24 protein-coding genes and 1 tRNA gene are annotated in these 20,026 nt (G+C 58.7%); 8 read left to right on the top strand and 17 right to left on the bottom strand.

Annotated features, from left to right (window positions below; translation table 11 throughout):
• Window positions 1–15 precede the first annotated feature (15 nt).
• The 7 genes from hscB to trmJ form a co-directional block, all read right to left on the bottom strand.
• Window positions 16–537: a co-chaperone HscB gene (gene hscB, locus V9L13_RS15175; RefSeq protein WP_003227901.1), complete on the bottom strand. Its 522-nt coding sequence runs from the start codon at window positions 535–537 to the stop codon at window positions 16–18.
• Between the two features lie 8 nt (window positions 538–545).
• A complete protein-coding gene (iscA, locus tag V9L13_RS15180; protein WP_003227904.1) occupies window positions 546–869 on the bottom strand; it encodes an iron-sulfur cluster assembly protein IscA in 324 nt (107 codons plus the stop codon).
• 28 nt (window positions 870–897) lie between these two features.
• Window positions 898–1,284: a Fe-S cluster assembly scaffold IscU gene (gene iscU / locus V9L13_RS15185; protein ID WP_003227907.1), complete on the bottom strand. Its 387-nt coding sequence runs from the start codon at window positions 1,282–1,284 to the stop codon at window positions 898–900.
• Window positions 1,285–1,367: 83 nt separating this feature from the next.
• On the bottom strand, window positions 1,368–2,582 hold the full coding sequence (locus tag V9L13_RS15190; protein ID WP_003227909.1) for an IscS subfamily cysteine desulfurase: 1,215 nt from the start codon (window positions 2,580–2,582) through the stop codon (window positions 1,368–1,370).
• Between the two features lie 47 nt (window positions 2,583–2,629).
• The gene (gene iscR / locus V9L13_RS15195) at window positions 2,630–3,121 is read right to left on the bottom strand and encodes a Fe-S cluster assembly transcriptional regulator IscR (protein ID WP_003227911.1); all 492 of its coding nucleotides are present in this window, start codon (window positions 3,119–3,121) and stop codon (window positions 2,630–2,632) included.
• Between the two features lie 238 nt (window positions 3,122–3,359).
• Complete coding sequence (gene cysE / locus V9L13_RS15200) at window positions 3,360–4,136, bottom strand: serine O-acetyltransferase (RefSeq protein ID WP_007964422.1); 777 nt, start codon at window positions 4,134–4,136, stop codon at window positions 3,360–3,362.
• Between the two features lie 3 nt (window positions 4,137–4,139).
• Entirely contained in the window at window positions 4,140–4,910 is a 771-nt protein-coding gene (gene trmJ, locus V9L13_RS15205; protein ID WP_003227915.1) for a tRNA (cytosine(32)/uridine(32)-2'-O)-methyltransferase TrmJ, read from the bottom strand.
• Window positions 4,911–5,055: 145 nt separating this feature from the next.
• Between trmJ and suhB the strand changes: the two genes are divergently transcribed.
• Window positions 5,056–5,874 (top strand): inositol-phosphate phosphatase, encoded by an 819-nt coding sequence (gene suhB / locus V9L13_RS15210; protein WP_003227916.1) that lies wholly within the window; start codon window positions 5,056–5,058, stop codon window positions 5,872–5,874.
• Between the two features lie 249 nt (window positions 5,875–6,123).
• Here suhB and V9L13_RS15215 read toward each other — a convergent pair whose 3' ends face one another.
• From V9L13_RS15215 to queA, 6 genes are all read right to left on the bottom strand, one after another.
• A complete protein-coding gene (locus V9L13_RS15215; RefSeq protein WP_338799937.1) occupies window positions 6,124–6,672 on the bottom strand; it encodes a glycine zipper 2TM domain-containing protein in 549 nt (182 codons plus the stop codon).
• 122 nt (window positions 6,673–6,794) lie between these two features.
• Window positions 6,795–7,709: a protein translocase subunit SecF gene (gene secF / locus V9L13_RS15220; RefSeq protein ID WP_003227920.1), complete on the bottom strand. Its 915-nt coding sequence runs from the start codon at window positions 7,707–7,709 to the stop codon at window positions 6,795–6,797.
• 9 nt (window positions 7,710–7,718) lie between these two features.
• A complete protein-coding gene (gene secD / locus V9L13_RS15225; RefSeq protein ID WP_098965483.1) occupies window positions 7,719–9,587 on the bottom strand; it encodes a protein translocase subunit SecD in 1,869 nt (622 codons plus the stop codon).
• Window positions 9,588–9,651: 64 nt separating this feature from the next.
• Window positions 9,652–9,990: a preprotein translocase subunit YajC gene (yajC, locus tag V9L13_RS15230; RefSeq protein ID WP_003227923.1), complete on the bottom strand. Its 339-nt coding sequence runs from the start codon at window positions 9,988–9,990 to the stop codon at window positions 9,652–9,654.
• 43 nt (window positions 9,991–10,033) lie between these two features.
• On the bottom strand, window positions 10,034–11,149 hold the full coding sequence (gene tgt / locus V9L13_RS15235) for a tRNA guanosine(34) transglycosylase Tgt (protein WP_161794909.1): 1,116 nt from the start codon (window positions 11,147–11,149) through the stop codon (window positions 10,034–10,036).
• A gap of 14 nt (window positions 11,150–11,163) precedes the next feature.
• A complete protein-coding gene (gene queA / locus V9L13_RS15240; RefSeq protein WP_003227927.1) occupies window positions 11,164–12,228 on the bottom strand; it encodes a tRNA preQ1(34) S-adenosylmethionine ribosyltransferase-isomerase QueA in 1,065 nt (354 codons plus the stop codon).
• A 108-nt stretch (window positions 12,229–12,336) separates the two neighbouring features.
• Here queA and V9L13_RS15245 point away from each other — a divergent pair.
• Window positions 12,337–12,421, top strand: a tRNA-Leu gene (locus tag V9L13_RS15245).
• 260 nt (window positions 12,422–12,681) lie between these two features.
• On the opposite strand, the gene V9L13_RS15250 is transcribed toward V9L13_RS15245, so the two are convergent.
• Together V9L13_RS15250 and V9L13_RS15255 are read right to left on the bottom strand one after the other, a co-directional pair.
• Window positions 12,682–13,038 (bottom strand): hypothetical protein, encoded by a 357-nt coding sequence (locus V9L13_RS15250; protein WP_226501203.1) that lies wholly within the window; start codon window positions 13,036–13,038, stop codon window positions 12,682–12,684.
• Window positions 13,039–13,105: 67 nt separating this feature from the next.
• The gene (locus tag V9L13_RS15255) at window positions 13,106–13,366 is read right to left on the bottom strand and encodes a DUF6429 family protein (RefSeq protein ID WP_338799938.1); all 261 of its coding nucleotides are present in this window, start codon (window positions 13,364–13,366) and stop codon (window positions 13,106–13,108) included.
• 264 nt (window positions 13,367–13,630) lie between these two features.
• Here V9L13_RS15255 and V9L13_RS15260 point away from each other — a divergent pair, with 264 nt between their 5' ends.
• On the top strand, window positions 13,631–13,960 hold the full coding sequence (locus tag V9L13_RS15260) for a hypothetical protein (RefSeq protein ID WP_003227952.1): 330 nt from the start codon (window positions 13,631–13,633) through the stop codon (window positions 13,958–13,960).
• A 25-nt stretch (window positions 13,961–13,985) separates the two neighbouring features.
• Here the strand turns inward: V9L13_RS15260 and V9L13_RS15265 are convergent, their stop codons facing one another.
• On the bottom strand, window positions 13,986–14,735 hold the full coding sequence (locus V9L13_RS15265; RefSeq protein WP_338799939.1) for a hypothetical protein: 750 nt from the start codon (window positions 14,733–14,735) through the stop codon (window positions 13,986–13,988).
• A gap of 119 nt (window positions 14,736–14,854) precedes the next feature.
• Between V9L13_RS15265 and V9L13_RS15270 the strand changes: the two genes are divergently transcribed.
• The 5 genes from V9L13_RS15270 (at window position 14,855) to V9L13_RS15290 (ending at window position 18,800) form a co-directional block, all read left to right on the top strand.
• Complete coding sequence (locus V9L13_RS15270; protein ID WP_338799940.1) at window positions 14,855–15,229, top strand: hypothetical protein; 375 nt, start codon at window positions 14,855–14,857, stop codon at window positions 15,227–15,229.
• Between the two features lie 110 nt (window positions 15,230–15,339).
• The gene (locus V9L13_RS15275) at window positions 15,340–16,071 is read left to right on the top strand and encodes a hypothetical protein (RefSeq protein ID WP_338799941.1); all 732 of its coding nucleotides are present in this window, start codon (window positions 15,340–15,342) and stop codon (window positions 16,069–16,071) included.
• Window positions 16,072–16,143: 72 nt separating this feature from the next.
• A complete protein-coding gene (locus V9L13_RS15280) occupies window positions 16,144–18,063 on the top strand; it encodes an alkaline phosphatase D family protein (RefSeq protein WP_338799942.1) in 1,920 nt (639 codons plus the stop codon).
• A 231-nt stretch (window positions 18,064–18,294) separates the two neighbouring features.
• A complete protein-coding gene (locus V9L13_RS15285; RefSeq protein ID WP_086791676.1) occupies window positions 18,295–18,549 on the top strand; it encodes a type II toxin-antitoxin system prevent-host-death family antitoxin in 255 nt (84 codons plus the stop codon).
• Window positions 18,546–18,800 (top strand): Txe/YoeB family addiction module toxin, encoded by a 255-nt coding sequence (locus tag V9L13_RS15290; protein WP_086791674.1) that lies wholly within the window; start codon window positions 18,546–18,548, stop codon window positions 18,798–18,800. Before V9L13_RS15285 ends, V9L13_RS15290 begins: the two co-directional genes overlap by 4 nt.
• On the opposite strand, the gene V9L13_RS15295 is transcribed toward V9L13_RS15290, so the two are convergent.
• Window positions 18,794–19,960, bottom strand: coding sequence for an aspartate aminotransferase family protein (locus tag V9L13_RS15295; protein ID WP_103484056.1), 1,167 nt, complete (start codon window positions 19,958–19,960; stop codon window positions 18,794–18,796). The two genes, V9L13_RS15290 and V9L13_RS15295, sit on opposite strands and share 7 nt — an antisense overlap.
• Window positions 19,961–20,026 lie beyond the last annotated feature (66 nt).

Raw genomic sequence — 20,026 nt, forward strand, 5'->3', positions numbered from 1 at the left:
CGGAGCGGCACTGGGTTAATCGTCGAGGCGCTCTTCTAACTGGCGCACTTCGTAGGTGAGCTTGTCGAGGAACTGCATGCGCCGCATCAGGCGTTCGGCCTGTTCGCGTTGCGCTGCATCATCCCAACAGGCTGCGAAGCTTTCGTTCAACTGTTCCTGAGCCACTTTCAGGCGACGCTTGAATACCGCGACACCGTCGAGATCGGCGCTGTCCTGGAGGTCTTCGAGCTCTTCGCGCCACTGCATCTGCTGCAAAAGAAACTCGGGGTCATGGACCGTGACTTCCATCGGCACTTCATGCCCGCTGATGGTCAGCAGGTAGCGTGCACGCTGGGCAGGACTCTTGAGCGTCTGGTACGCGTCGTTGAGCCGCGCAGACTGCTCAAGCGCCGACCGCTGTTCGCGCTCGGAGGCGTCGGCAAAGCGATCAGGATGAACACCGCGCGCCAACTCACGGTAGCGCGTGGCCAACTGCTCGAGATCCAGGCGAAAGCTCGGTTGCAGCTCGAATAAAGCGAAATGACAAGGAATACCCACGACAAGCCTCAGATGTTGAAGCTTTCGCCGCAGCCACATTCACCGCGAACGTTGGGATTGTTGAACTTGAAGCCTTCGTTCAACCCTTCCTTGACGAAATCGAGCTCGGTGCCGTCCAGGTAGGCCAGGCTTTTCGGGTCGATGATCACTTTCTCGCCGTGACTTTCGAACACCTGATCCTCGGCAACCACCTCGTCGACAAACTCCAGCACGTAGGCAAGGCCGGAACAGCCTGTGGTGCGAACACCCAGACGAATCCCTTCACCTTTGCCGCGCCCGTCGAGGGAGCGTCGCACGTGTCGAGCAGCCGCTTCTGTCATGCTGATAGCCATCGTTGACTCCTTACTCGTCGCGCAATGCTTAGATCAAGCCTTTCTTCTGCTTGTAGTCGCGAACAGCCGCTTTGATAGCGTCTTCAGCGAGTACCGAGCAGTGGATTTTCACTGGCGGCAGGGCCAGTTCTTCGGCCAGCTGAGTGTTCTTGATGGTCTCGGCCTCGTCCAGCGTCTTGCCCTTCATCCACTCGGTGGCCAGGGAGCTGGAAGCGATTGCCGAACCGCAGCCGTAGGTCTTGAACTTGGCGTCTTCGATAACGCCCTGATCGTTGACCTTGATCTGCAGACGCATCACGTCGCCGCACGCCGGAGCGCCGACCATGCCGGTGCCGACATCCGGGTCTTCCGCGTTCATCTTGCCGACGTTGCGCGGGTTTTCGTAGTGGTCGATGACCTTTTCGCTGTAAGCCATGGTGCTTAATCCTCACTCATCAGAGAGTCGCTCTTTAAGCCCTGCAACCTGGGGTCGCAGGGCCGGTTCGCGGCGACTTGAAATCAGTGTGCCGCCCACTCGATTTTCGAAATGTCGACACCGTCTTTGTACATGTCCCACAGCGGCGACAGAGCGCGCAGCTTGGTAACGGCCTCGCAGACTTTCTGCGCGGCGTAGTCGATTTCTTCTTCGGTGGTGAAACGGCCGAAGGTGAAACGGATCGAGCTGTGTGCCAGTTCGTCGTTGCGGCCCAAGGCGCGCAGTACGTACGAAGGCTCCAGGGACGCCGAGGTGCAGGCCGAACCGGACGATACCGCCAGATCCTTGAGCGCCATGATCAGCGACTCGCCTTCAACGTAGTTGAAGCTCAGGTTCAGGTTGTGCGGAACGCGGGCGGTCAGGCTGCCGTTGACGTACAGCTCTTCCAGGTGCTCGACCTGCTTGAAGAAACGATCGCTCAGGGCCTTGATGCGTACGTTTTCGGCAGCCATGTCTTCCTTGGCTACGCGGAAGGCTTCACCCATGCCGACGATCTGGTGGGTCGCCAGAGTGCCGGAACGCATGCCACGTTCGTGACCGCCGCCGTGCATGGTCGCTTCGATGCGCACACGCGGCTTGCGGCTGACGTACAGGGCGCCGATGCCTTTAGGGCCGTAGGTTTTGTGGGCGGAGAACGACATCATGTCGACTTTCAGCTTCTGCAGATCGATCTCGACCTTGCCGGTGGACTGAGCCGCGTCAACATGCAGCAGAACGCCCTTGGAGCGGGTCAGTTCGCCGATGGCAGCGATGTCGTTGATGGTGCCGATTTCGTTGTTCACGTGCATTACCGACACCAGAATGGTGTCTTCGCGCAGTGCCGCTTCGATCATCGCCGGGGTGATCAGACCGTCTTCGGTCGGCTCGAGGTAGGTCACTTCGAAACCTTCACGCTCCAGTTGGCGCATGGTGTCGAGAACAGCCTTGTGTTCGATCTTGCTGGTGATCAGGTGCTTGCCTTTGGAGCCATAGAAATGCGCCGCACCCTTGATTGCCAGGTTGTCGGATTCGGTGGCGCCGGACGTCCAGACGATTTCGCGCGGGTCGGCGTTGACCAGATCGGCCACCTGACGACGGGCATTTTCGACGGACTCTTCAGCTTTCCAGCCGAACACGTGGGAACGGGACGCCGGGTTACCGAAGTTTCCGTCGACCAGCAGGCATTCACTCATCTTTTGCGCAACGCGCGGATCGACCGGGGTGGTCGCAGAGTAATCAAGGTAAATCGGCAATTTCATGGACTATCTCCTAAATCAGGGCTGGCGTTCCGCTAGCTCTTCGGCTGTCATTCGACGGCGGACGCTTCAATCTTGTCCAGGCGTGGCGCCTTGCTGTTGCAACGACGCTGGTCCTGACGCTGGGCTACTTCTTGCACCTCACGGCGAGTCACAAGATCAGCCAAGCTGATACCACTTAGAAATTCGTGAATCTGCAGGCTCAGATCGCACCACAGGTGATGAGTCAGGCAGGTGTCGCCGGAATGGCAATCGCCCTGGCCCTGGCACTTTGTAGCGTCGACCGATTCGTTGACCGCATCGATCACCTGAGCCACCTGGATGCCCTGCATGTCGCGCGAAAGCTGATAACCACCGCCTGGACCGCGAACACTGGAAACCAGGTTACTGCGGCGCAGCTTGGCGAAAAGCTGTTCGAGATAGGACAGGGAGATGCCTTGGCGCTCGGAGATATCGGCCAGGGACACCGGCCCGTGCTGCGCGTGCAACGCCAGGTCAAGCATGGCGGTCACGGCGTATCGGCCTTTTGTAGTCAGTCGCATGGACAATTACCACGGAGTTCGGAATGGGCGGGAGTATGCAATTCCCGAGCATTTAAGTCAACTATAAGACCTAGTGCTTTAGTCGGGTTTACCCGCAAAAGAGCGCGCGCATCATAGCAAAGGCTGGCGGCGTACAGCCAGCGGTACCGCGTTATCGTTCTTCGCGAGCAAGCCCGCTCCCACAGGGGATGCATTCCAATGTGGGAGCGAGCCTGCTCGCGAAACGCAGCGCTGCGGTTCAGCCGGCTTTGGATTCGTCTTTGCCCTTCACACAGGCAAAGTCCTCTTCGCGCAGTTCAGGCAGATCTTTCGCACAGTAATTACTGCCCAGATCCTTCAGCGCGCCGCACATCCCTTCCAGCCGCCCATCCACCGCTTGCAGGTGATCGAGCAACTGACCGATGGCACGGGCCACCGGATCGGGCATGTCTTCGCTGACACCATAAGCATCGAAGCCGATCTTCTCAGCCATCGCCTTGCGCTTGGCGTCCTGCTCTTCATCGGATTTGACGATGATCCGCCCCGGAATCCCCACCACTGTGGCGCCCGGCGGCACTTCCTTGGTGACCACTGCGTTGGAGCCGACTTTGGCGCCAGCCCCTACCGTGAACGGCCCGAGCACTTTGGCGCCAGCACCCACCACCACGCCATCACCCAGCGTCGGGTGGCGCTTGCCCTTGTTCCAACTGGTACCACCGAGGGTTACGCCCTGATAAATGGTCACGTCATCGCCGATCTCGGCGGTTTCACCAATGACGATGCCCATGCCGTGATCGATAAAGAAACGCCGACCGACCTTGGCCCCCGGATGAATCTCGATCCCGGTCAGCCAGCGACCGAAGTTAGACACCAGTCGCGCCAGCCATTTCAGCTCGTTGCGCCACAGCATGCCGGCCAACCGGTGAATCCAGATCGCATGCATGCCGGGATAGCAGGTCAGGACTTCAAAAGCGTTACGCGCCGCCGGGTCTCGATGGAATACGCTTTGGATATCTTCACGCAAACGCTCAAACATCATTCAGTCCTTCCGCTTAAGAAGCTCACCACGGGCCGCTTTTTGGGTTTCCGTGAGAATGCCACGCAAAATATTCATTTCCGCCCGGCTGACCGAGCTGCGTCCGTACAAGCGGCGCAGGCGCGCCATCAAGTGCCGTGGTTTTTCCGGATCGAGAAATTCGATGGCGACCAGCGTCTGCTCCAGATGCTCATAAAAACGCTCCAGCTCATCCATGGTCGCGAGCTCGGCACTTTTCACCGAGGCCACTTCTTCTTTCTCGATCTTGGTCGGCTGCCCTTGAGCAGCCAGCCAGGCCATGCGCACTTCATAGCTCAACACCTGCACCGCCGCCCCGAGGTTCAGCGAGCTGAACCCAGGATCGGAAGGGATGTGCACGTGAAAGTGACATCGCTGCAGCTCCTCGTTGGTCAGGCCGGAGTCTTCACGACCGAATACCAACGCGATTTCCGCGCCCTGCCCCGCCTCTTCGACCACTTTGCTCCCGCATTCGCGCGGATCGAGCAATGGCCAGGGAATGCGCCGGTCACGGGCGCTGGTGCCGAGCACCAGATTGCAGCCGACCAGGGCGTCTTCCAGGGTGGCGACGACTTGAGCATTTTCAAGGATATCCCCGGCACCGGAAGCTCGAGCATCGGCTTCGTGGTGCGGAAACAACCGCGGTTCGACCAGCACCAGCCGCGACAGACCCATGTTTTTCATGGCGCGCGCGGCCCCGCCGATGTTGCCGGGGTGGCTGGTATTGACCAGGACGACACGAATGTTCTGCAGCAAGGGAGGCGCTCTCGGACACAGGAAAGGGGTGCAAATCTTACAGAACAGCCTACCGTTAAGCTATGAAAGCGAACAGCGACCTTCACCTGAAGAAAAGTTCTGATAGAATGCGCGGCTTTCTTTAACAACCTTAGGTGACACATCCATGCAGCCCATGCTGAATATCGCGCTGCGCGCCGCCCGCAGCGCCAGTGAACTGATCTTCCGCTCCATCGAGCGCCTGGATACCATCAAGGTCGACGAAAAAGACGCCAAGGATTATGTATCCGAGGTCGATCGCGCCGCCGAACAGAAAATCATCGATGCTCTGCGCAAGGCTTACCCGAATCACTCGATCCAGGGTGAAGAAACCGGCATGCACGTCGGTAACGGCATCGAAGGCGAAGAGTACCTGTGGATCATCGACCCACTGGACGGCACCACCAACTTCCTGCGTGGCATTCCTCACTTCGCTGTCAGCATTGCCTGCAAATACCGTGGTCGCCTGGAGCACGCAGTGGTTCTGGACCCGGTTCGCCAGGAAGAATTCACCGCCAGCCGTGGTCGCGGCGCTCAACTGAACGGTCGTCGTCTGCGCGTCAGCGGTCGCACCAGCCTCGACGGCGCTCTGCTGGGCACTGGCTTCCCGTTCCGTGACGACCAGATGGACAACCTCGACAACTACCTGGGCATGTTCCGCGCCCTGGTTGGCCAGACTGCCGGCATCCGCCGCGCCGGCTCCGCCAGCCTGGACCTGGCCTACGTGGCTGCCGGTCGTTTCGACGCGTTCTGGGAGTCGGGCCTGTCCGAGTGGGACATGGCTGCAGGCGCCCTGCTGATTCAAGAAGCTGGTGGCCTGGTGAGCGACTTCACCGGCGGTCACGATTTCCTTGAAAAAGGCCACATCGTTGCCGGCAACACCAAATGCTTCAAGGCAGTCCTGACGGCGATCCAGCCGCACCTGCCGGCTTCGCTGAAGCGCTAATCTTCCGGCGAAACGCAAAAAGCACCCTTCGGGGTGCTTTTTTTATGCCTGCGATTTCAGCGTCCACTCGAATCCACTGTGGGAGCGGGCTTGCTCGCGAAGGCGGCACGTCAGCCAACATCAGTTCTGGATGGTAGACCGCTTTCGCGAGCAAGCCCGCTCCCACATTGGGATTGCGGTGATCTGACGCTGAATCGCGCGCACAAAAAAGCACCCCGAAGGGTGCTTCTTTTCAAAACGATCAGACCGTTATTGACCCGGCTGATTCTGCGACAGAATCAGCTTGCCTTCCTTGTCGACCGGAATCTGGCTGCCCGGATCGCGATCCATCCGCACTTTGCCTTCCTTGCCATCCAGCGAATAACGCACGTCGTAACCGACAACCTTGTCACTGATGTCATTCACGGTGTTACAGCGAGTCTGGGTGGTCGTGTAGGTGTCGCGGTTCTGCATGCCTTCCTGCACCTTGTTACCGGCATAACCGCCACCGACCGCACCAGCAACGGTGGCAAGCTTCTTACCGTTACCGCCGCCGACCATGTTACCCAACAGGCCACCACCGACCGCACCGAGCACCGTACCCACGATCTGGTGCTGATCCTGAACCGGTTTCTGCCGGGTTACTGCCACATCCTTGCACACTTCACGTGGAGTCTTGATCTGTGTCTTGACCGGTTCTACGGCCAGCACTTGCGCATACTCAGGGCCGCTTTTAACCAGGCTGTAGGTGGCAACAGCACCCCCGGCAGTCACACCGACAGCACCCAATACCGCACCAACCAGCAACGACTTGTTCACATGAACCTCCTGACCATCACATGCGGGACGCGTCCCGCGCTTCTCCCAGCCTTGGAGCATAAAAAAAGGCGCGAGTTCAACTCGCGCCTTTTCTGGGCTGACAGCCGGAGAAGCGATGGCCGTTATGGACGGTCGTCGACTTCTTTCTCGGTGTTGGCCGGAGGAATCAGATCCTCGGTGCTCAGGTTCAGCCAGATCAGCACCACGTTCGCGATGTAGATCGACGAGTAGGTACCCGCCAGAACACCGATGAACAGGGCAATGGAGAAGCCGAACAGGTTGTCGCCACCGAAGAACAGCAGCGCAGCGATCGCCAGCAAGGTGGAGATCGACGTTGCCATGGTCCGCAGCAGGGTCTGAGTGGTCGAGATGTTGATGTTCTCGATCAGCGAAGCCTTGCGCAGCACACGGAAGTTCTCACGAACCCGGTCGAACACGACGATGGTGTCGTTCAGCGAGTAACCGATGATCGCCAGTACCGCCGCCAGCACCGTCAGATCGAAGGTGATCTGGAAGAACGACAGGATACCGACAGTCACGATCACGTCGTGAATCAGCGAAACGATCGCGCCGACCGCGAATTTCCACTGAAAGCGGAAAGCCAGGTAGATCAGGATGCCGCCGAGCGCCAGCAGCATGCCGAGGCCGCCCTGGTCGCGCAGTTCTTCACCGACCTGCGGGCCGACGAACTCGACACGCTTGACCGTCGCCGGGTTGTCGCCGCCGACCTTCTGCAAGGCCTCGGCTACCTGATGACCCAACTGCGGGTCTTCGCCTGGCATACGTACGAGCAAGTCGGTGGTCGCACCAAAGCTCTGCACGATGGCTTCGTGATAACCGGAAGTCACCAGCTCTTCACGCACCTTGGTGACATCGGCCGGACGCTCGTAGGTCAGCTCGATGAGCGTACCGCCGGTGAAGTCCAGGCCCCAGTTCATGCCCTTGTGGACGACGCTGAAAATAGCCAGCAACGTGAGAAACACTGTGACGCCGAACGCGAAGTTGCGAACGCCCATGAAGTTGATTGTACGTAACATGGCAGCCCCTTAAATCCACAACTTCTTGAAGTCACGTCCGCCGAAGATCAGGTTGACCATTGCGCGGGTCACCATGATGGCCGTGAACATCGAGGTAAAGATCCCGAGGGACATGGTCACTGCGAAGCCCTTCACCGGGCCGGTGCCCATGGCGAAGAGGATGCCGCCGACCAGCAGAGTGGTCAGGTTGGCGTCGAGAATCGCGGTGAATGCCCGGCCGAAGCCTTCGTTGATTGCACGCTGCACAGTCATGCCGGCGGCGATCTCTTCACGGATCCGCGAGAAGATCAGCACGTTGGCGTCGACCGCCATACCCATGGTCAAGACGATACCGGCGATACCCGGCAGGGTCAGCGTTGCACCCAGCAGCGACATCAGCGCCAGCAGCAGCACCATGTTCACTGCCAGCGCGACCGTGGCGATCAAACCGAAGAAGCGGTAGATGGCGATGATGAACAGCGAGACGAACAGCATGCCCCACAGCGATGCATCGATACCCTTGGTGATGTTGTCAGCACCCAGGCTCGGACCGATTGTGCGCTCTTCAGCGAAGTACATCGGCGCGGCCAGACCACCGGCACGCAGCAGCAGCGCCAGCTCGGACGATTCGCCCTGGCCGTTCAGGCCGGTGATGCGGAACTGCGCACCCAGCGGCGACTGAATGGTCGCCAGGCTGATGATCTTCTTCTCTTCCTTGAAGGTCTGAACCGGCACGTCTTTCTCGACGCCGTCCACAACCTGCTTGGTGTAAGTGGTCACCGGACGCTGTTCGATGAAGATCACTGCCATGCTGCGACCGACGTTCGAACGGGTCGCGCGGCTCATCAGCTCGCCACCGTGGCCATCCAGGCGGATGTTCACTTCAGGCGTGCCGTGCTCGCCGAAACCGGCCTTGGCATCGGTCACCTGGTCACCGGTGATGATCAGGCCACGCTCGATCTGCGCAGGAGGACGCTTGCCTTCACGGAACTCGAAAGTTTCGGAAGTGGCTTTCGAAGCACCCGGCTCTGCAGCCAGACGGAACTCAAGGTTGGCCGTCTTGCCGAGAATACGCTTGGCTTCGGCAGTGTCCTGCACGCCCGGCAGCTCAACCACGATGCGGTTGGCGCCCTGACGCTGAACGATCGGTTCGGCAACACCCAGCTCGTTGACGCGGTTACGTACCGTGGTCAAGTTTTGCTTGATGGAGTATTCACGGATTTCCGCCAGCTTGGCCGGGGTCATCGCCAGACGCAGCACCGGTTGACCGTTGAGGTCGGCCGGAACAATGTCGAAATCGTTGAAGTTCTTGCGGATCAGCGCACGGGCCTGTTCGCGGGAGTCAGCATCGCTGAAGCCCAACTGAATGGCGCCGCCCAGTTGTGGCAGGCTGCGATAGCGCAGCTTCTCTTTGCGCAGCAGACTCTTGACGTCGCCTTCGTAGACTTTCAGGCGGGCGTCGAGGGCTTTGTCCATGTCCACTTCCAGCAGGAAGTGCACACCACCGGACAAGTCCAGACCCAGCTTCATCGGGTGCGCGCCGAGGTTGCGCAGCCATTGCGGGGTGGTCTGTGCCAGGTTCAGTGCGACGACGTAGTCATCACCCAATGCCTTGCGCACAACGTCCTTGGCCGGCAGCTGGTCTTCAGCCTTGGTCAGACGGATCAGACCGCCCTTGCCGTTGGCGGCCAGCGAAGCTGCCTTGACGTTGATCCCGGACTCACGCAGCGCGGTGCTGACGCGATCCAGATCGGCCTGATTGACCTGCAGTGCCGTGCTGGCGCCGCTGATCTGAATGGCCGGGTCATCAGGGTATAGATTGGGAGCGGAATAAATCAGACCGACCGCCAGCACCGCCAGGATCAGAATGTATTTCCACAGAGGATATTTGTTCAGCATCACGCCGCCCGTTATGAACGCGGGGCGCCTTGCGCGCCCCGTCGATTGAGTAGAAGTTGGAACCTTAGATCGCTTTCAGCGTGCCTTTTGGCAGCGTGGCGGCGATGGCGCCCTTCTGGAACTTCATTTCCACGGTGTCGGAAACTTCCAGAACCACGAAGTCGTCGGCCACTTTGGTGATCTTGCCGGCGATGCCGCCGGTGGTAACCACTTCGTCACCCTTCGCAAGGCTGCTCAGCAGGTTCTTCTGCTCCTTGGCGCGCTTGGCCTGTGGACGCCAGATCATCAGGTAGAAGATGACCAGGAAGCCGACCAGGAAAATCCACTCGAAGCCGCCGCCCATTGGGCCTGCAGCAGCCGGTGCAGCTGCGTCAGCCATGGCGTTAGAGATAAAAAAGCTCATTTAGCACTCCAGTTGCAAATGTTGAATCTTGGGGTCAGAAAACTCAGTCCAAAGGCGGAACGGGGAGCCCGCGTTTGGCGTAGAAGGCATCGACAAAGGCGGCCAATGTACCCTGTTGAATAGCCTCGCGCAAACCAGCCATCAGCACCTGATAATGGCGCAAGTTATGGATGGTATTGAGCATGCTGCCGAGCATTTCGCCGCACTTGTCCAGGTGATGCAGATAAGCGCGGGAGAAGTTCTGGCAGGTATAGCAATCGCAGGTCGGATCCAGCGGCGAATCATCATGGCGATGGAACGCGTTACGGATCTTCAGCACGCCTGTATCAATGAACAGATGCCCATTGCGGGCATTACGGGTTGGCATCACGCAATCGAACATGTCCACACCGCGGCGCACACCCTCAACCAGATCTTCCGGTTTGCCAACGCCCATAAGGTAACGAGGTTTGTCAGCCGGCATCATGCCCGGCAGATAATCCAGCACCTTGATCATCTCGTGCTTCGGCTCGCCCACCGACAGACCGCCAATGGCCAGGCCATCGAAGCCGATCTTATCCAGACCTTCCAGCGAGCGCATGCGCAGATCCTGGTGCATGCCACCCTGAACAATACCGAACAGCGCTGCGGTGTTGTCGCCATGCGCGTTTTTCGAGCGCTGGGCCCAACGCAGCGACAGCTCCATCGAAACGCGAGCGACATCTTCGTCAGCCGGGTACGGCGTGCATTCGTCGAAGATCATCACGATGTCGGAACCGAGATCGCGCTGCACCTGCATCGATTCTTCCGGGCCCATGAACACTTTCGAGCCATCGACCGGAGAGGCGAAGGTCACGCCCTCCTCCTTGATCTTGCGCATGGCGCCCAGGCTGAACACCTGAAAACCACCGGAGTCGGTGAGGATCGGGCCTTTCCACTGCATGAAATCGTGCAGGTCGCCGTGTTCCTTGATCACCTCGGTGCCCGGGCGCAGCCACAGGTGGAAGGTGTTGCCCAGAATGATTTCCGCGCCAGTGGCGACGATGTCACGCGGCAACATGCCCTTGACCGTGCCATAGGTGCCCACCGGCATGAAGGCCGGGGTCTCGACGGTGCCACGCGGGAAGGTCAGACGACCACGACGAGCCTTGCCATCGGTGGCAAGCAGTTCAAAGGACATGCGACATTCGCGACTCATTCTGTTTCCTCTGGGCCTGTTTGTTCAGGGGCAGTCGGGGCGGGATTACGGGTGATGAACATCGCATCACCGTAGCTGAAAAAGCGGTAGCCGTTGTCGACGGCGGCTTTATAGGCGGCCATGGTTTCGGGATAACCGGCGAACGCCGAAACCAGCATCAACAGCGTCGATTCCGGCAAGTGGAAGTTGGTGACCAGGGCGTCGACCACATGGAACGGCCGGCCCGGGTAGATAAAAATGTCGGTGTCGCCACTGAACGGCTTGAGCACGCCATCGCGCGCGGCACTTTCCAGCGAACGCACACTGGTGGTGCCCACGGCAATCACCCGCCCACCACGTGCGCGGCACGCAGCAACGGCGTCGACCACATCCTGGCCGACTTCCAGCCACTCACTGTGCATGTGGTGATCTTCGATCTTGTCGACGCGCACCGGCTGGAACGTCCCCGCACCGACGTGCAGCGTGACGAACGCGGTCTCGACGCCCTTGGCGGCAATCGCCTCCATCAGCGGCTGATCGAAATGCAGCCCCGCCGTCGGCGCCGCCACCGCACCGAGACGCTGGGCGTACACGGTCTGATAGCGCTCACGATCCGAGCCTTCGTCCGGGCGGTCTATATAAGGAGGCAACGGCATGTGCCCGACGCGATCGAGCAGCGGCAGCACTTCTTCAGCAAAGCCCAGCTCGAACAGCGCATCGTGGCGCGCGAGCATCGTGGCTTCGCCACCGCCGTCGATAAGAATCTTCGAACCCGGCTTCGGCGACTTGCTGGAACGCACATGGGCCAGCACGCGATGCGTATCGAGCACGCGTTCGATGAGGATTTCCAGCTTGCCGCCCGAGGCTTTCTGCCCGAACAACCGCGCCGGAATCACCCGGGTATTGTTGAATACCATCAAATCGCCCGGGCGCAAATGCTCAAGCAAATCAGTGAATTGACGGTGTGCAAGGGCGCCGCTCGGCCCATCAAGGGTCAGCAGGCGACTACCGCGACGCTCGGCCAAAGGGTGGCGGGCGATCAGCGAATCAGGAAGCTCGAAGGTAAAGTCAGCAACGCGCATGATGGGGTTCGTCTAGCAGGGCCGGAAAGTCTAGCGGAATTATCAAAAATTGACCATGAAACGTGATTGACCAACGGTAATCACCTCTCTATACTTCGCCGCCATTGAGCCCTGATGGCGGAATTGGTAGACGCGGCGGATTCAAAATCCGTTTTCGAAAGGAGTGGGAGTTCGAGTCTCCCTCGGGGCACCAAAATTAAGAAAGGTCTTGCTTAGCAAGGCCTTTTTTTTCGTCTGCTGAAAAGTTGGGCAATTATTTTTGCGTAACCGTGCTACGAGAAGTGTGGGCTAAACGCTGGGCGATTGATCACAGCAATATGCAAGAGAATCTGCAGCTATGACCTTGGCGCCATGCCGTGGCAATGGGCGACTGGCCGCATCGGTTAAACGTGCTGCAGGTTGTGCCACAACTGAGTCTTTGTCATGGTCGCCTAGTCCATTGAACGCTTGGGCTCAAAGCCTAATGGCGATTTCTTTCCAGATGTAGGCGTAGTTGTATTTCAGCCAACGAATCAGCACTTGATCTAACTGCCGACAAAACCAGTTGCGCTGTCTAGCTGCCAGCCTTTCTTCTATCGACTGTCTGAGTATGTCAGGGTCAAACCCCGTCCATACTGGAGGCACAGCCGCAACGAGATTGGTGAAGCACACCGGCGCGACCTCTGAATAGAGAATTTCGTAAAGGGTTTCAGGAGCGACGCCTCTTACCTGATTCGCCACATAGTCATATTCGACGGGAAAATCGTTGAATGGCTCAGAAAGAGCAGCTCTCACTTTTGTCAGTTGTGGTTCAGTCAGAAAATGCTCCAACGGACAAACTCCTCCAGTTGCGTTGCACTGGCGTGGCCCAAATCAAGTGATTAGCCAATGCAGGACCTCAGATATCCGGGTCAGACACACGCTCGGCTTGAACACCTCCCCCAAACAAACGCTCAGCTATCTGACGGCCTCGTTCCTGGCCCTCCTTCGTCAACCAGATCGATTTGTTCCTGTTTACCGGATCACTGATGAAACCCTGCTCATGCAATCGGTTCATGACTTCAAAATCGAACCCTTTCCATGCATTGCCGTCGTCGGAACTGAACGCGGCCAAAAGGCCAAGCACAGCCTCATCAATCAACTTTTCGTCGTATTCCATGATCGTCGCTCCGCTTATGTGCCTGAACTAACGTCGAGTTTGTCTGGCATCTCATACTCGCTGGCCATCCTGAGAAACTCGTTCTGTTGCTTAGGTCATTGAATGTCTCGGCGCTGTCCGTGCGACCTGTTTTGCCTAGGGACTGCACCTGATGCGTCCGCTCAGTATAATCACGCCCGCCCGGACGCGGTTTGCCGTCCGTTGCGGCTTTCGTTGGTCGTACCGAATTTCAAGACTCATGCTCAAGGACATCCAAGGCCAACCATGGAAACGTCACTGGAAACAGTCGCCCTTTTCTCCCTCAAGCTCGCTTACGAGGAGGAAGGCCTGAGCCCGATTCTGCGGGATGACATGGTCATGGGCGACTACCAGAAAGACGTGTTCGAATTGCTGGTGCGCCGCGGGGATATCCAAACCATCCAGTTCAAGATGAACGAGTGCCTGGGGTTGGCGATGGACGCATTGGGCGGGGTCGAGAAACCGCTGGGACGTGAGCTGCACAAGCTGTCAGCCGATTTCAGGCAGGCGCAGTCGCTGGAGCAGCTTGATCAACCGCTCCTCGCGCTCAAGGGTTATTTGAAAGACATTCTTTGATCCATCGCGCCGCCCCTACAGCCTTTCAGCGCCGAGCCTTGAGCACCCGAATATCCGTGGGAAACCCATCCGCCCCCACAATCTTCTTCCAGCCCACATACTGAAACTCGCCCCGCTCATCGATGTAATCGCCCTTCTCCACCGACCGGCCGCCGACGATCGCCACGCGTTTTTCCTCGCCACAACCGCCATCCAATGGGCGAACGGTATAAATCACATACGGCTTCACATATTGCGTGGCGCGGAAGTATTGGCCGCAGACTTCGTCGACGGTGATCAGCATGGTTTTCAGGCGAGCTTCGCCGTCCATGTCTTCGTGCAGTTTCAGGAAGGAGATGTCGCCGACGTCGCTGTAGCCGAGTGAACGCGCGCGTTGGTATTCGGGGGAGTTCTGGTGGGCGATGCGGCCTTGCTGGGCGGCCTGATTCATTCTGGCGGCGAATTCGGCTTTGCCTTGGGCAATCGTTGCCTCGGCCTGGGCGGCGACGTTTTCGCATTGAGCGAATTCGCGGGAGCCGAGGTATTGGGGCGTCAGGTTCAAGCGGCGCTCATTGATGATCCGCAGGCTGCCTTCCAGATCACCTGCCACCTCAAAGGCGCCAGGTACGCGACCGCTCTGGACGTCGGCCATTTTTTCCTGCATTCGCTGGCAGTTGGCGAGGTAATACTGCCAGCTGCTCTCCGGAGGCTCTTTCCAGGCGGCGATTGCCGGAGTAATGGCGCTGGTGAGCGTGATTGCACAGAGCGTGCGCAGAACAGAAGCGACTTTTGACATGCGTAGTCCATTACAGGAATCAAGAAAGTGGCGCGACGCTACTATTTTGCTATCGTGCCGTCCACTGTCGGCAAGGTGCCGAGCGTTTGTAGCGCGACTGGTTGCGAAGGATGGATACGATGGATTTTGTGTTTTTCTTTATCGCCTGTATAGGCATGTGGGTCTGGGTCGTCAGGCAGCGTGGGGCTTGGAACCTGCTACTTGCCAATGTGTTGGGCGCTGCCAGCGGCATGATTGTTGGCCTGGTGGTTTCGCAGCTTAGTATCGGTCTGTTCGGCTCTAGCCGGCCACCGGTCCCGGGGGTCATGGGATCGATTCTGGAAATGCTCGCAACCGCTGCGGCGCTGAGCGGTGTATGGATGCTGGTGGCCCGCCGCTCGCAAGTCGAACACCCTGTCGCGCGTCAGCTACTGGCCGGCCTTTGCGGCGTAGTGGCCGGCATAACGGCGATCATGTTTTTTGCCCAGATCAATCCGCCCAATCTCGGCATGTAAATGTCTTCGTGGCGTCAGACCTCTATTTTGATATCTTGCCGTCCATCTTCAGCACTCACCGCCAGTGAGTGCTGTTTTGCAGGCTATTGAAGGGTTAAGGAAAGGATCGAATGGAGTTTCTGAGTTTTCTGGCATTTATCGCCGCCTGGGGTTTCATGTGGCGCTGGGTGGTGAAAAACCGCGGCAGCTGGAATCTGTTTTACGGCAACATCGTTGGCGCGGCGGGCGGTTTTATCGTCGGCATGGTGGTGCTGTCGATCTTGCTGTCGATATTCCCGTCAGCGCATAAATCCGCAAAAGTGCCAATCGAAGACGTGATCACACAGAGCGATGTGACCACCAGTCTGTTACCCGAAGCCGAGTCGGATTCGAAGTCCGCGGTGCTGGAGAACGCGCCGGGCTTTGCCGCGATCGAGCAGGATAACCAACCTTCTCCGCCGGATTCCGCACTGCTGCCGAATTACGCCAGCCGGGCACCGAAATCGATATCGGAAAAAACCGTCCTGGATCAGAGCGACGCGCAGGGCCGTAAAGCGCTCGCCGCGTTGCGCGACAAGCTTGGGCAAAATGCCGACAGCGATGAATCGATGCTCGCGTATGTCATGTGCGGCACGCTGGTCACCAGCACGCTGCGCTTCCCGGCGTCGGCGCGCTTCGCCGACAGCTCTGCCATTGTCACCAAGCGCTTCAAGGATCAGGTCTACACCCTCAGCAACAAGGTCACCGCGCGCAACATGAACGGCGATGACGTCACTTATAGCTTCGACTGCTCGGTGCAGGAGCAACCCGCGTCCGCCGAATGGCGACTGCTGAATCTGAAGTTGCAGAAGGTCGGTTCTTAAGCCTCGTTTAAGGGTTCAAGGCGCCGGCTGCGCTATCATCGCCAGCCTGTGCGCCTTGAGCTTTGCCCCCGAATGTCCCCGATACCTGCTGACCTGAATCCGCTGCCTCCCGTTTTGGCCGGCCCGCTGCTGCGTCGGCTGGAATCGACGCGAGTGGTGCTGTGGCTGGTCGGTACGCGTCAACTGTCGCTGACCTTGCGCCTGCAAGGTGTAGGAGACATTCCTCTCGATGCCGGGAAATGCGCAGTCATCCCCGTAGGCCGTCACGCGTTCGTCCATCTGATCGACGTTGTGCTCGACAGCACCCTGCCCTGCGACACGCGTATTGACTACGACCTGCTGATCGACGGCCAAACGCCCATCGCCGCATGGGCGCCGCATCTGCTGTACGGCAATGCCCATTGCCCGAACCTTGTCGTGCGCTCGCGGATCGATCAGTTGCTGCACGGTTCCTGCCGCAAGCCCCATCACCCGGCGGCAGACGGTTTGCTGTGCGTCGATCAACTGTTGGCTGCCGAAACCGATCCGCAACAACGTCCAGCCCTGCTGATGATGAGCGGCGACCAGATCTACGCCGACGATGTTGCCGGCCCGATGCTGCGGGCAATTCACGCCTTGATCGAACGCCTCGGCCTGTTCGACGAACACCTCGAAGGCGCGGTGGTCAGCGACAGCGCCAAGCTTTACAAGCACCCTGCCAGTTACTACCACCGCGCGGATTTGTTACCGGCGCTGGAGAGCAACGAGACCTTGCGCGAGCGATTTTTCGGCGGCGCGCGTAAGCCTATTTTCACCAGCAGCAGCGCCGACAATCACCTGGTGACGTTCGCCGAAGTGATGGCGATGTACTTGCTGGTGTGGTCGCCGGTTGCGTGGACGCTGATCAATCCGACAGCGCCCTCGCTGACGACGGAACGCTTGCAGCGCTATACCCTCGAACAAACCCGCATCGATGCCTTCAAAGCCGGTTTTTGCAAGGTCGCCCGGGCGTTGGCGCACCTGCCAAGCCTGATGATTTTCGACGACCACGACATCACCGATGACTGGAATCTTTCCGCGCAGTGGGAGGAAACCGCCTACGGCCACCCGTTCTCCAAACGCATCATCGGCAACGCCTTGATCGCGTACATGTTGTGCCAGGGCTGGGGCAATAATCCGGACGCGTTCAAGGATGTGCTGGAGAACGCTCGCCGCCTGAGCGCCAGTGGTGACGATCAATATCTCGACAGCCCGGTGCAGGACGCGCTGATCGATGATTTGCTGCGCTTTCAGCACTGGCATTTCGTGCTGCCGACCAGCCCGGCGCTGGTGGTGCTCGACACCCGCACCCGCCGCTGGCGCAGCGAGATGGCACTCAAACAACCCTCCGGTTTACTGGACTGGGAAGCGCTGAGCGAACTGCAACAGGAGCTGCTCGATCATCCGTCAGCAATCATTGTTTCCCCCGCGCCGATCTTCGGCGTGAAGCTGATCGAAACCGTGCAGAAGGTTTTCAGCTGGTGCGGCTATCCGCTGCTGGTCGACGCGGAAAACTGGATGGCTCATCGCGGTGCGGCGCAGGTGATCCTGAACATTTTCCGACACACCCGCACACCCGGAAACTACGTGGTGCTGTCCGGCGACGTGCATTATTCCTTCGTCTACGAAGTGCTTATCCGACACCGCAAGGCCGGGCCACGGATCTGGCAGATCACCAGCAGCGGAATCAAGAACGAGTTCCCGAAAACCCTGCTGGAATGGTTCGACCGCCTCAACCGCTGGCTCTACTCGCCGCGTTCGCCGTTGAACTGGTTTACCAAACGCCGGCGCATGCGCATCGTGCCCTATACCCCGGAACATGCCGAAGCGGGTGAGCGGCTGTGGAATTCAGCGGGGATCGGGCAGGTGTTTTTCAATGCGCAGGGGCAGCCGAGCGAGATCATTCAGCACAATTCGAACGGGGCGATGAAGACGCGAATGCTGGCGCCTGAGTTGGCGGATTATCCGGACTGAATTTCAGGTTCTTTTCCTACACTGACAATGCCAGATGATGACAGCACAACAACTACGCATGAGGCACGACCGAGGATAAGGATTACAGCCTTCTCAGAAACGTCTCCAAAGTTCTTGAGCGATACTGAAATGACTCGCAGCCCTCCTTCTGCGAAACAACCACTGGTAGGTATCGCCTTGTCATCATGTACTCATTTCTGTACGTTCTTTGCATCCAGCGAGGACTACAACATGCAAACCATCAACTACACCACCGCCCGCGCGCATTTGGCCGAAACGATGGATCGCGTTAACGAAGACCGGGCTCCCCTTCTAGTCACACGCCAAAAAGGTGAGCCCGTGGTGATGATGTCTCTGGCTGAATACAACGCACTTGAAGAAACGGCCTACTTGCTCCGCTCTCCAGCCAACGCCGAACGGTTGATCAAATCGATTGGCGAAATGCGTGCCGGCAAAGCCAAAGTCAGACAATTGATCGAAGAATGAAAATCGAGTTCACGCCATCAGGCTGGGAAGACTACCTGTGGTTTCAGCAGAACGATAAGGCCGGACTCAAACGTATCAATCTGTTGATAAAAGCAATTCAGCGCGAACCGTTTGAAGGGATTGGCAAGCCTGAGCCGCTCAAACACAACATGAGCGGCTTTTGGTCCAGACGAATAACGGGTGAGCATCGTTTGGTCTACAGCATCGAAGGCGGTGAGATTTGCGTCATTAGTTGCAAATACCACTACTGAATGATGTGCCCCACACCTCTGACAATCATCTCCACCTCCCGCTCATCAATCGTCAGTGGCGGCAGCAGCCGTATCGTCTTGCCGCGTGTAACGTTGATCAGCAATCCATGATCCCGCGCAGCAATCAGCGTCAGATCGCGGATCGGCTGTTTCAGTTCGATGCCGATCATCAAGCCCTGCCCACGAATCGCCAGCACGTTGGGGTTGTCTGCCAGTTCGGCACGTAGACGAGCCAGCAAGCGCTCCCCCTGTACCCGAACATTTTCCAGCAAGCCTTGTTCTTCGATGATGTCCAGCACCGTGCAGCCGACCCGGCAGGCCAGCGGATTACCGCCGAACGTGCTGCCATGGCTGCCGGGGGTGAACAGATCCGCCGCCCTGCCCCGCGCCAGGCAGGCACCGATCGGCACGCCGTTGCCAAGGCCTTTGGCCAGGGTCATGACGTCCGGCACGATGCCTTCATGCTGGAACGCAAACCATTGGCCAGTGCGGCCGATGCCGGTCTGGATTTCGTCGAGCATCAGCAGCCAGGCGTGACGATTGCACAGTTCGCGCAGGGCTTTGAGGTACCCGGGCGGCGCCAGTTGCACACCGCTTTCGCCCTGGATCGGCTCGACCAGAATCGCCACGATCCGCTCGCCGTGCTTTTGCTGCACTTGATCCAGCGCAGCCAGATCACCGAAGGGCACTTTGACGAAATCCCCCGGCAAATCATTGAAACCCAGACGCACCGCCGGCCCATCGCTGGCCGACAAGGTGCCCAACGTGCGGCCATGAAACGCGTTGGCCATGACCACCACCAGTGGCTGTTCGATGCCTTTGCTCCAGCCGTACAAACGCGCCAGCTTCAGTGCAGTCTCGTTGGCTTCAGCGCCGGAGTTGTTGAAAAACGCCCGCTCCATTCCTGACAACTGCGTGAGTTTCTGCGCCAGCTGTTGCTGCCAGTCGATGCTGTACAGGTTGGAGGTGTGCAGCAACAGTCCGGCCTGCTCGCTGATAGCAGCGACAATCCGTGGGTGCGAGTGCCCGACATTGGTCACCGCGACTCCGGCGACAGCATCCAGATATTCTCGACCGGCCTGATCCCACAGGCGCGTGCCCAGGCCTCTGATAAAGCTCAGGGCCAGCGGTTGGTAGGTATTCATCAGGGCGGCGGTCATGACTTCAAACTCCAGTGAAGGTCGGTGTGTTTGCAGTATGGTTAGCCACCAGAACTGGATAAACTC

Origin of the sequence: Pseudomonas sp. RSB 5.4, assembly GCF_037126175.1 — a bacterium.
In the GTDB taxonomy this organism is placed as follows: Bacteria; Pseudomonadota; Gammaproteobacteria; order Pseudomonadales; family Pseudomonadaceae; genus Aquipseudomonas; species Aquipseudomonas fluorescens_H.

Excerpts from the sequence above, each read along its gene's own strand:
- secD (WP_098965483.1), bottom strand. The coding sequence starts at position 9,587 with ATGCTGAACAAATATCCTCTGTGGAAATACATTCTGATCCTGGCGGTG.
- V9L13_RS15280 (WP_338799942.1), top strand. The coding sequence starts at position 16,144 with ATGTCCCCGATACCTGCTGACCTGAATCCGCTGCCTCCCGTTTTGGCC.
- V9L13_RS15275 (WP_338799941.1), top strand. The coding sequence starts at position 15,340 with ATGGAGTTTCTGAGTTTTCTGGCATTTATCGCCGCCTGGGGTTTCATG.
- V9L13_RS15270 (WP_338799940.1), top strand. The coding sequence starts at position 14,855 with ATGGATTTTGTGTTTTTCTTTATCGCCTGTATAGGCATGTGGGTCTGG.
- secF (WP_003227920.1), bottom strand. The coding sequence starts at position 7,709 with ATGTTACGTACAATCAACTTCATGGGCGTTCGCAACTTCGCGTTCGGC.
- tgt (WP_161794909.1), bottom strand. The coding sequence starts at position 11,149 with ATGTCCTTTGAACTGCTTGCCACCGATGGCAAGGCTCGTCGTGGTCGT.
- V9L13_RS15255 (WP_338799938.1), bottom strand. The coding sequence starts at position 13,366 with ATGGAATACGACGAAAAGTTGATTGATGAGGCTGTGCTTGGCCTTTTG.
- cysE (WP_007964422.1), bottom strand. The coding sequence starts at position 4,136 with ATGTTTGAGCGTTTGCGTGAAGATATCCAAAGCGTATTCCATCGAGAC.
- V9L13_RS15290 (WP_086791674.1), top strand. The coding sequence starts at position 18,546 with ATGAAAATCGAGTTCACGCCATCAGGCTGGGAAGACTACCTGTGGTTT.
- iscR (WP_003227911.1), bottom strand. The coding sequence starts at position 3,121 with ATGCGACTGACTACAAAAGGCCGATACGCCGTGACCGCCATGCTTGAC.
- yajC (WP_003227923.1), bottom strand. The coding sequence starts at position 9,990 with ATGAGCTTTTTTATCTCTAACGCCATGGCTGACGCAGCTGCACCGGCT.
- V9L13_RS15295 (WP_103484056.1), bottom strand. The coding sequence starts at position 19,960 with ATGACCGCCGCCCTGATGAATACCTACCAACCGCTGGCCCTGAGCTTT.
- V9L13_RS15285 (WP_086791676.1), top strand. The coding sequence starts at position 18,295 with ATGCAAACCATCAACTACACCACCGCCCGCGCGCATTTGGCCGAAACG.
- V9L13_RS15190 (WP_003227909.1), bottom strand. The coding sequence starts at position 2,582 with ATGAAATTGCCGATTTACCTTGATTACTCTGCGACCACCCCGGTCGAT.
- iscU (WP_003227907.1), bottom strand. The coding sequence starts at position 1,284 with ATGGCTTACAGCGAAAAGGTCATCGACCACTACGAAAACCCGCGCAAC.
- iscA (WP_003227904.1), bottom strand. The coding sequence starts at position 869 with ATGGCTATCAGCATGACAGAAGCGGCTGCTCGACACGTGCGACGCTCC.
- V9L13_RS15265 (WP_338799939.1), bottom strand. The coding sequence starts at position 14,735 with ATGTCAAAAGTCGCTTCTGTTCTGCGCACGCTCTGTGCAATCACGCTC.
- suhB (WP_003227916.1), top strand. The coding sequence starts at position 5,056 with ATGCAGCCCATGCTGAATATCGCGCTGCGCGCCGCCCGCAGCGCCAGT.
- queA (WP_003227927.1), bottom strand. The coding sequence starts at position 12,228 with ATGCGCGTTGCTGACTTTACCTTCGAGCTTCCTGATTCGCTGATCGCC.
- V9L13_RS15260 (WP_003227952.1), top strand. The coding sequence starts at position 13,631 with ATGGAAACGTCACTGGAAACAGTCGCCCTTTTCTCCCTCAAGCTCGCT.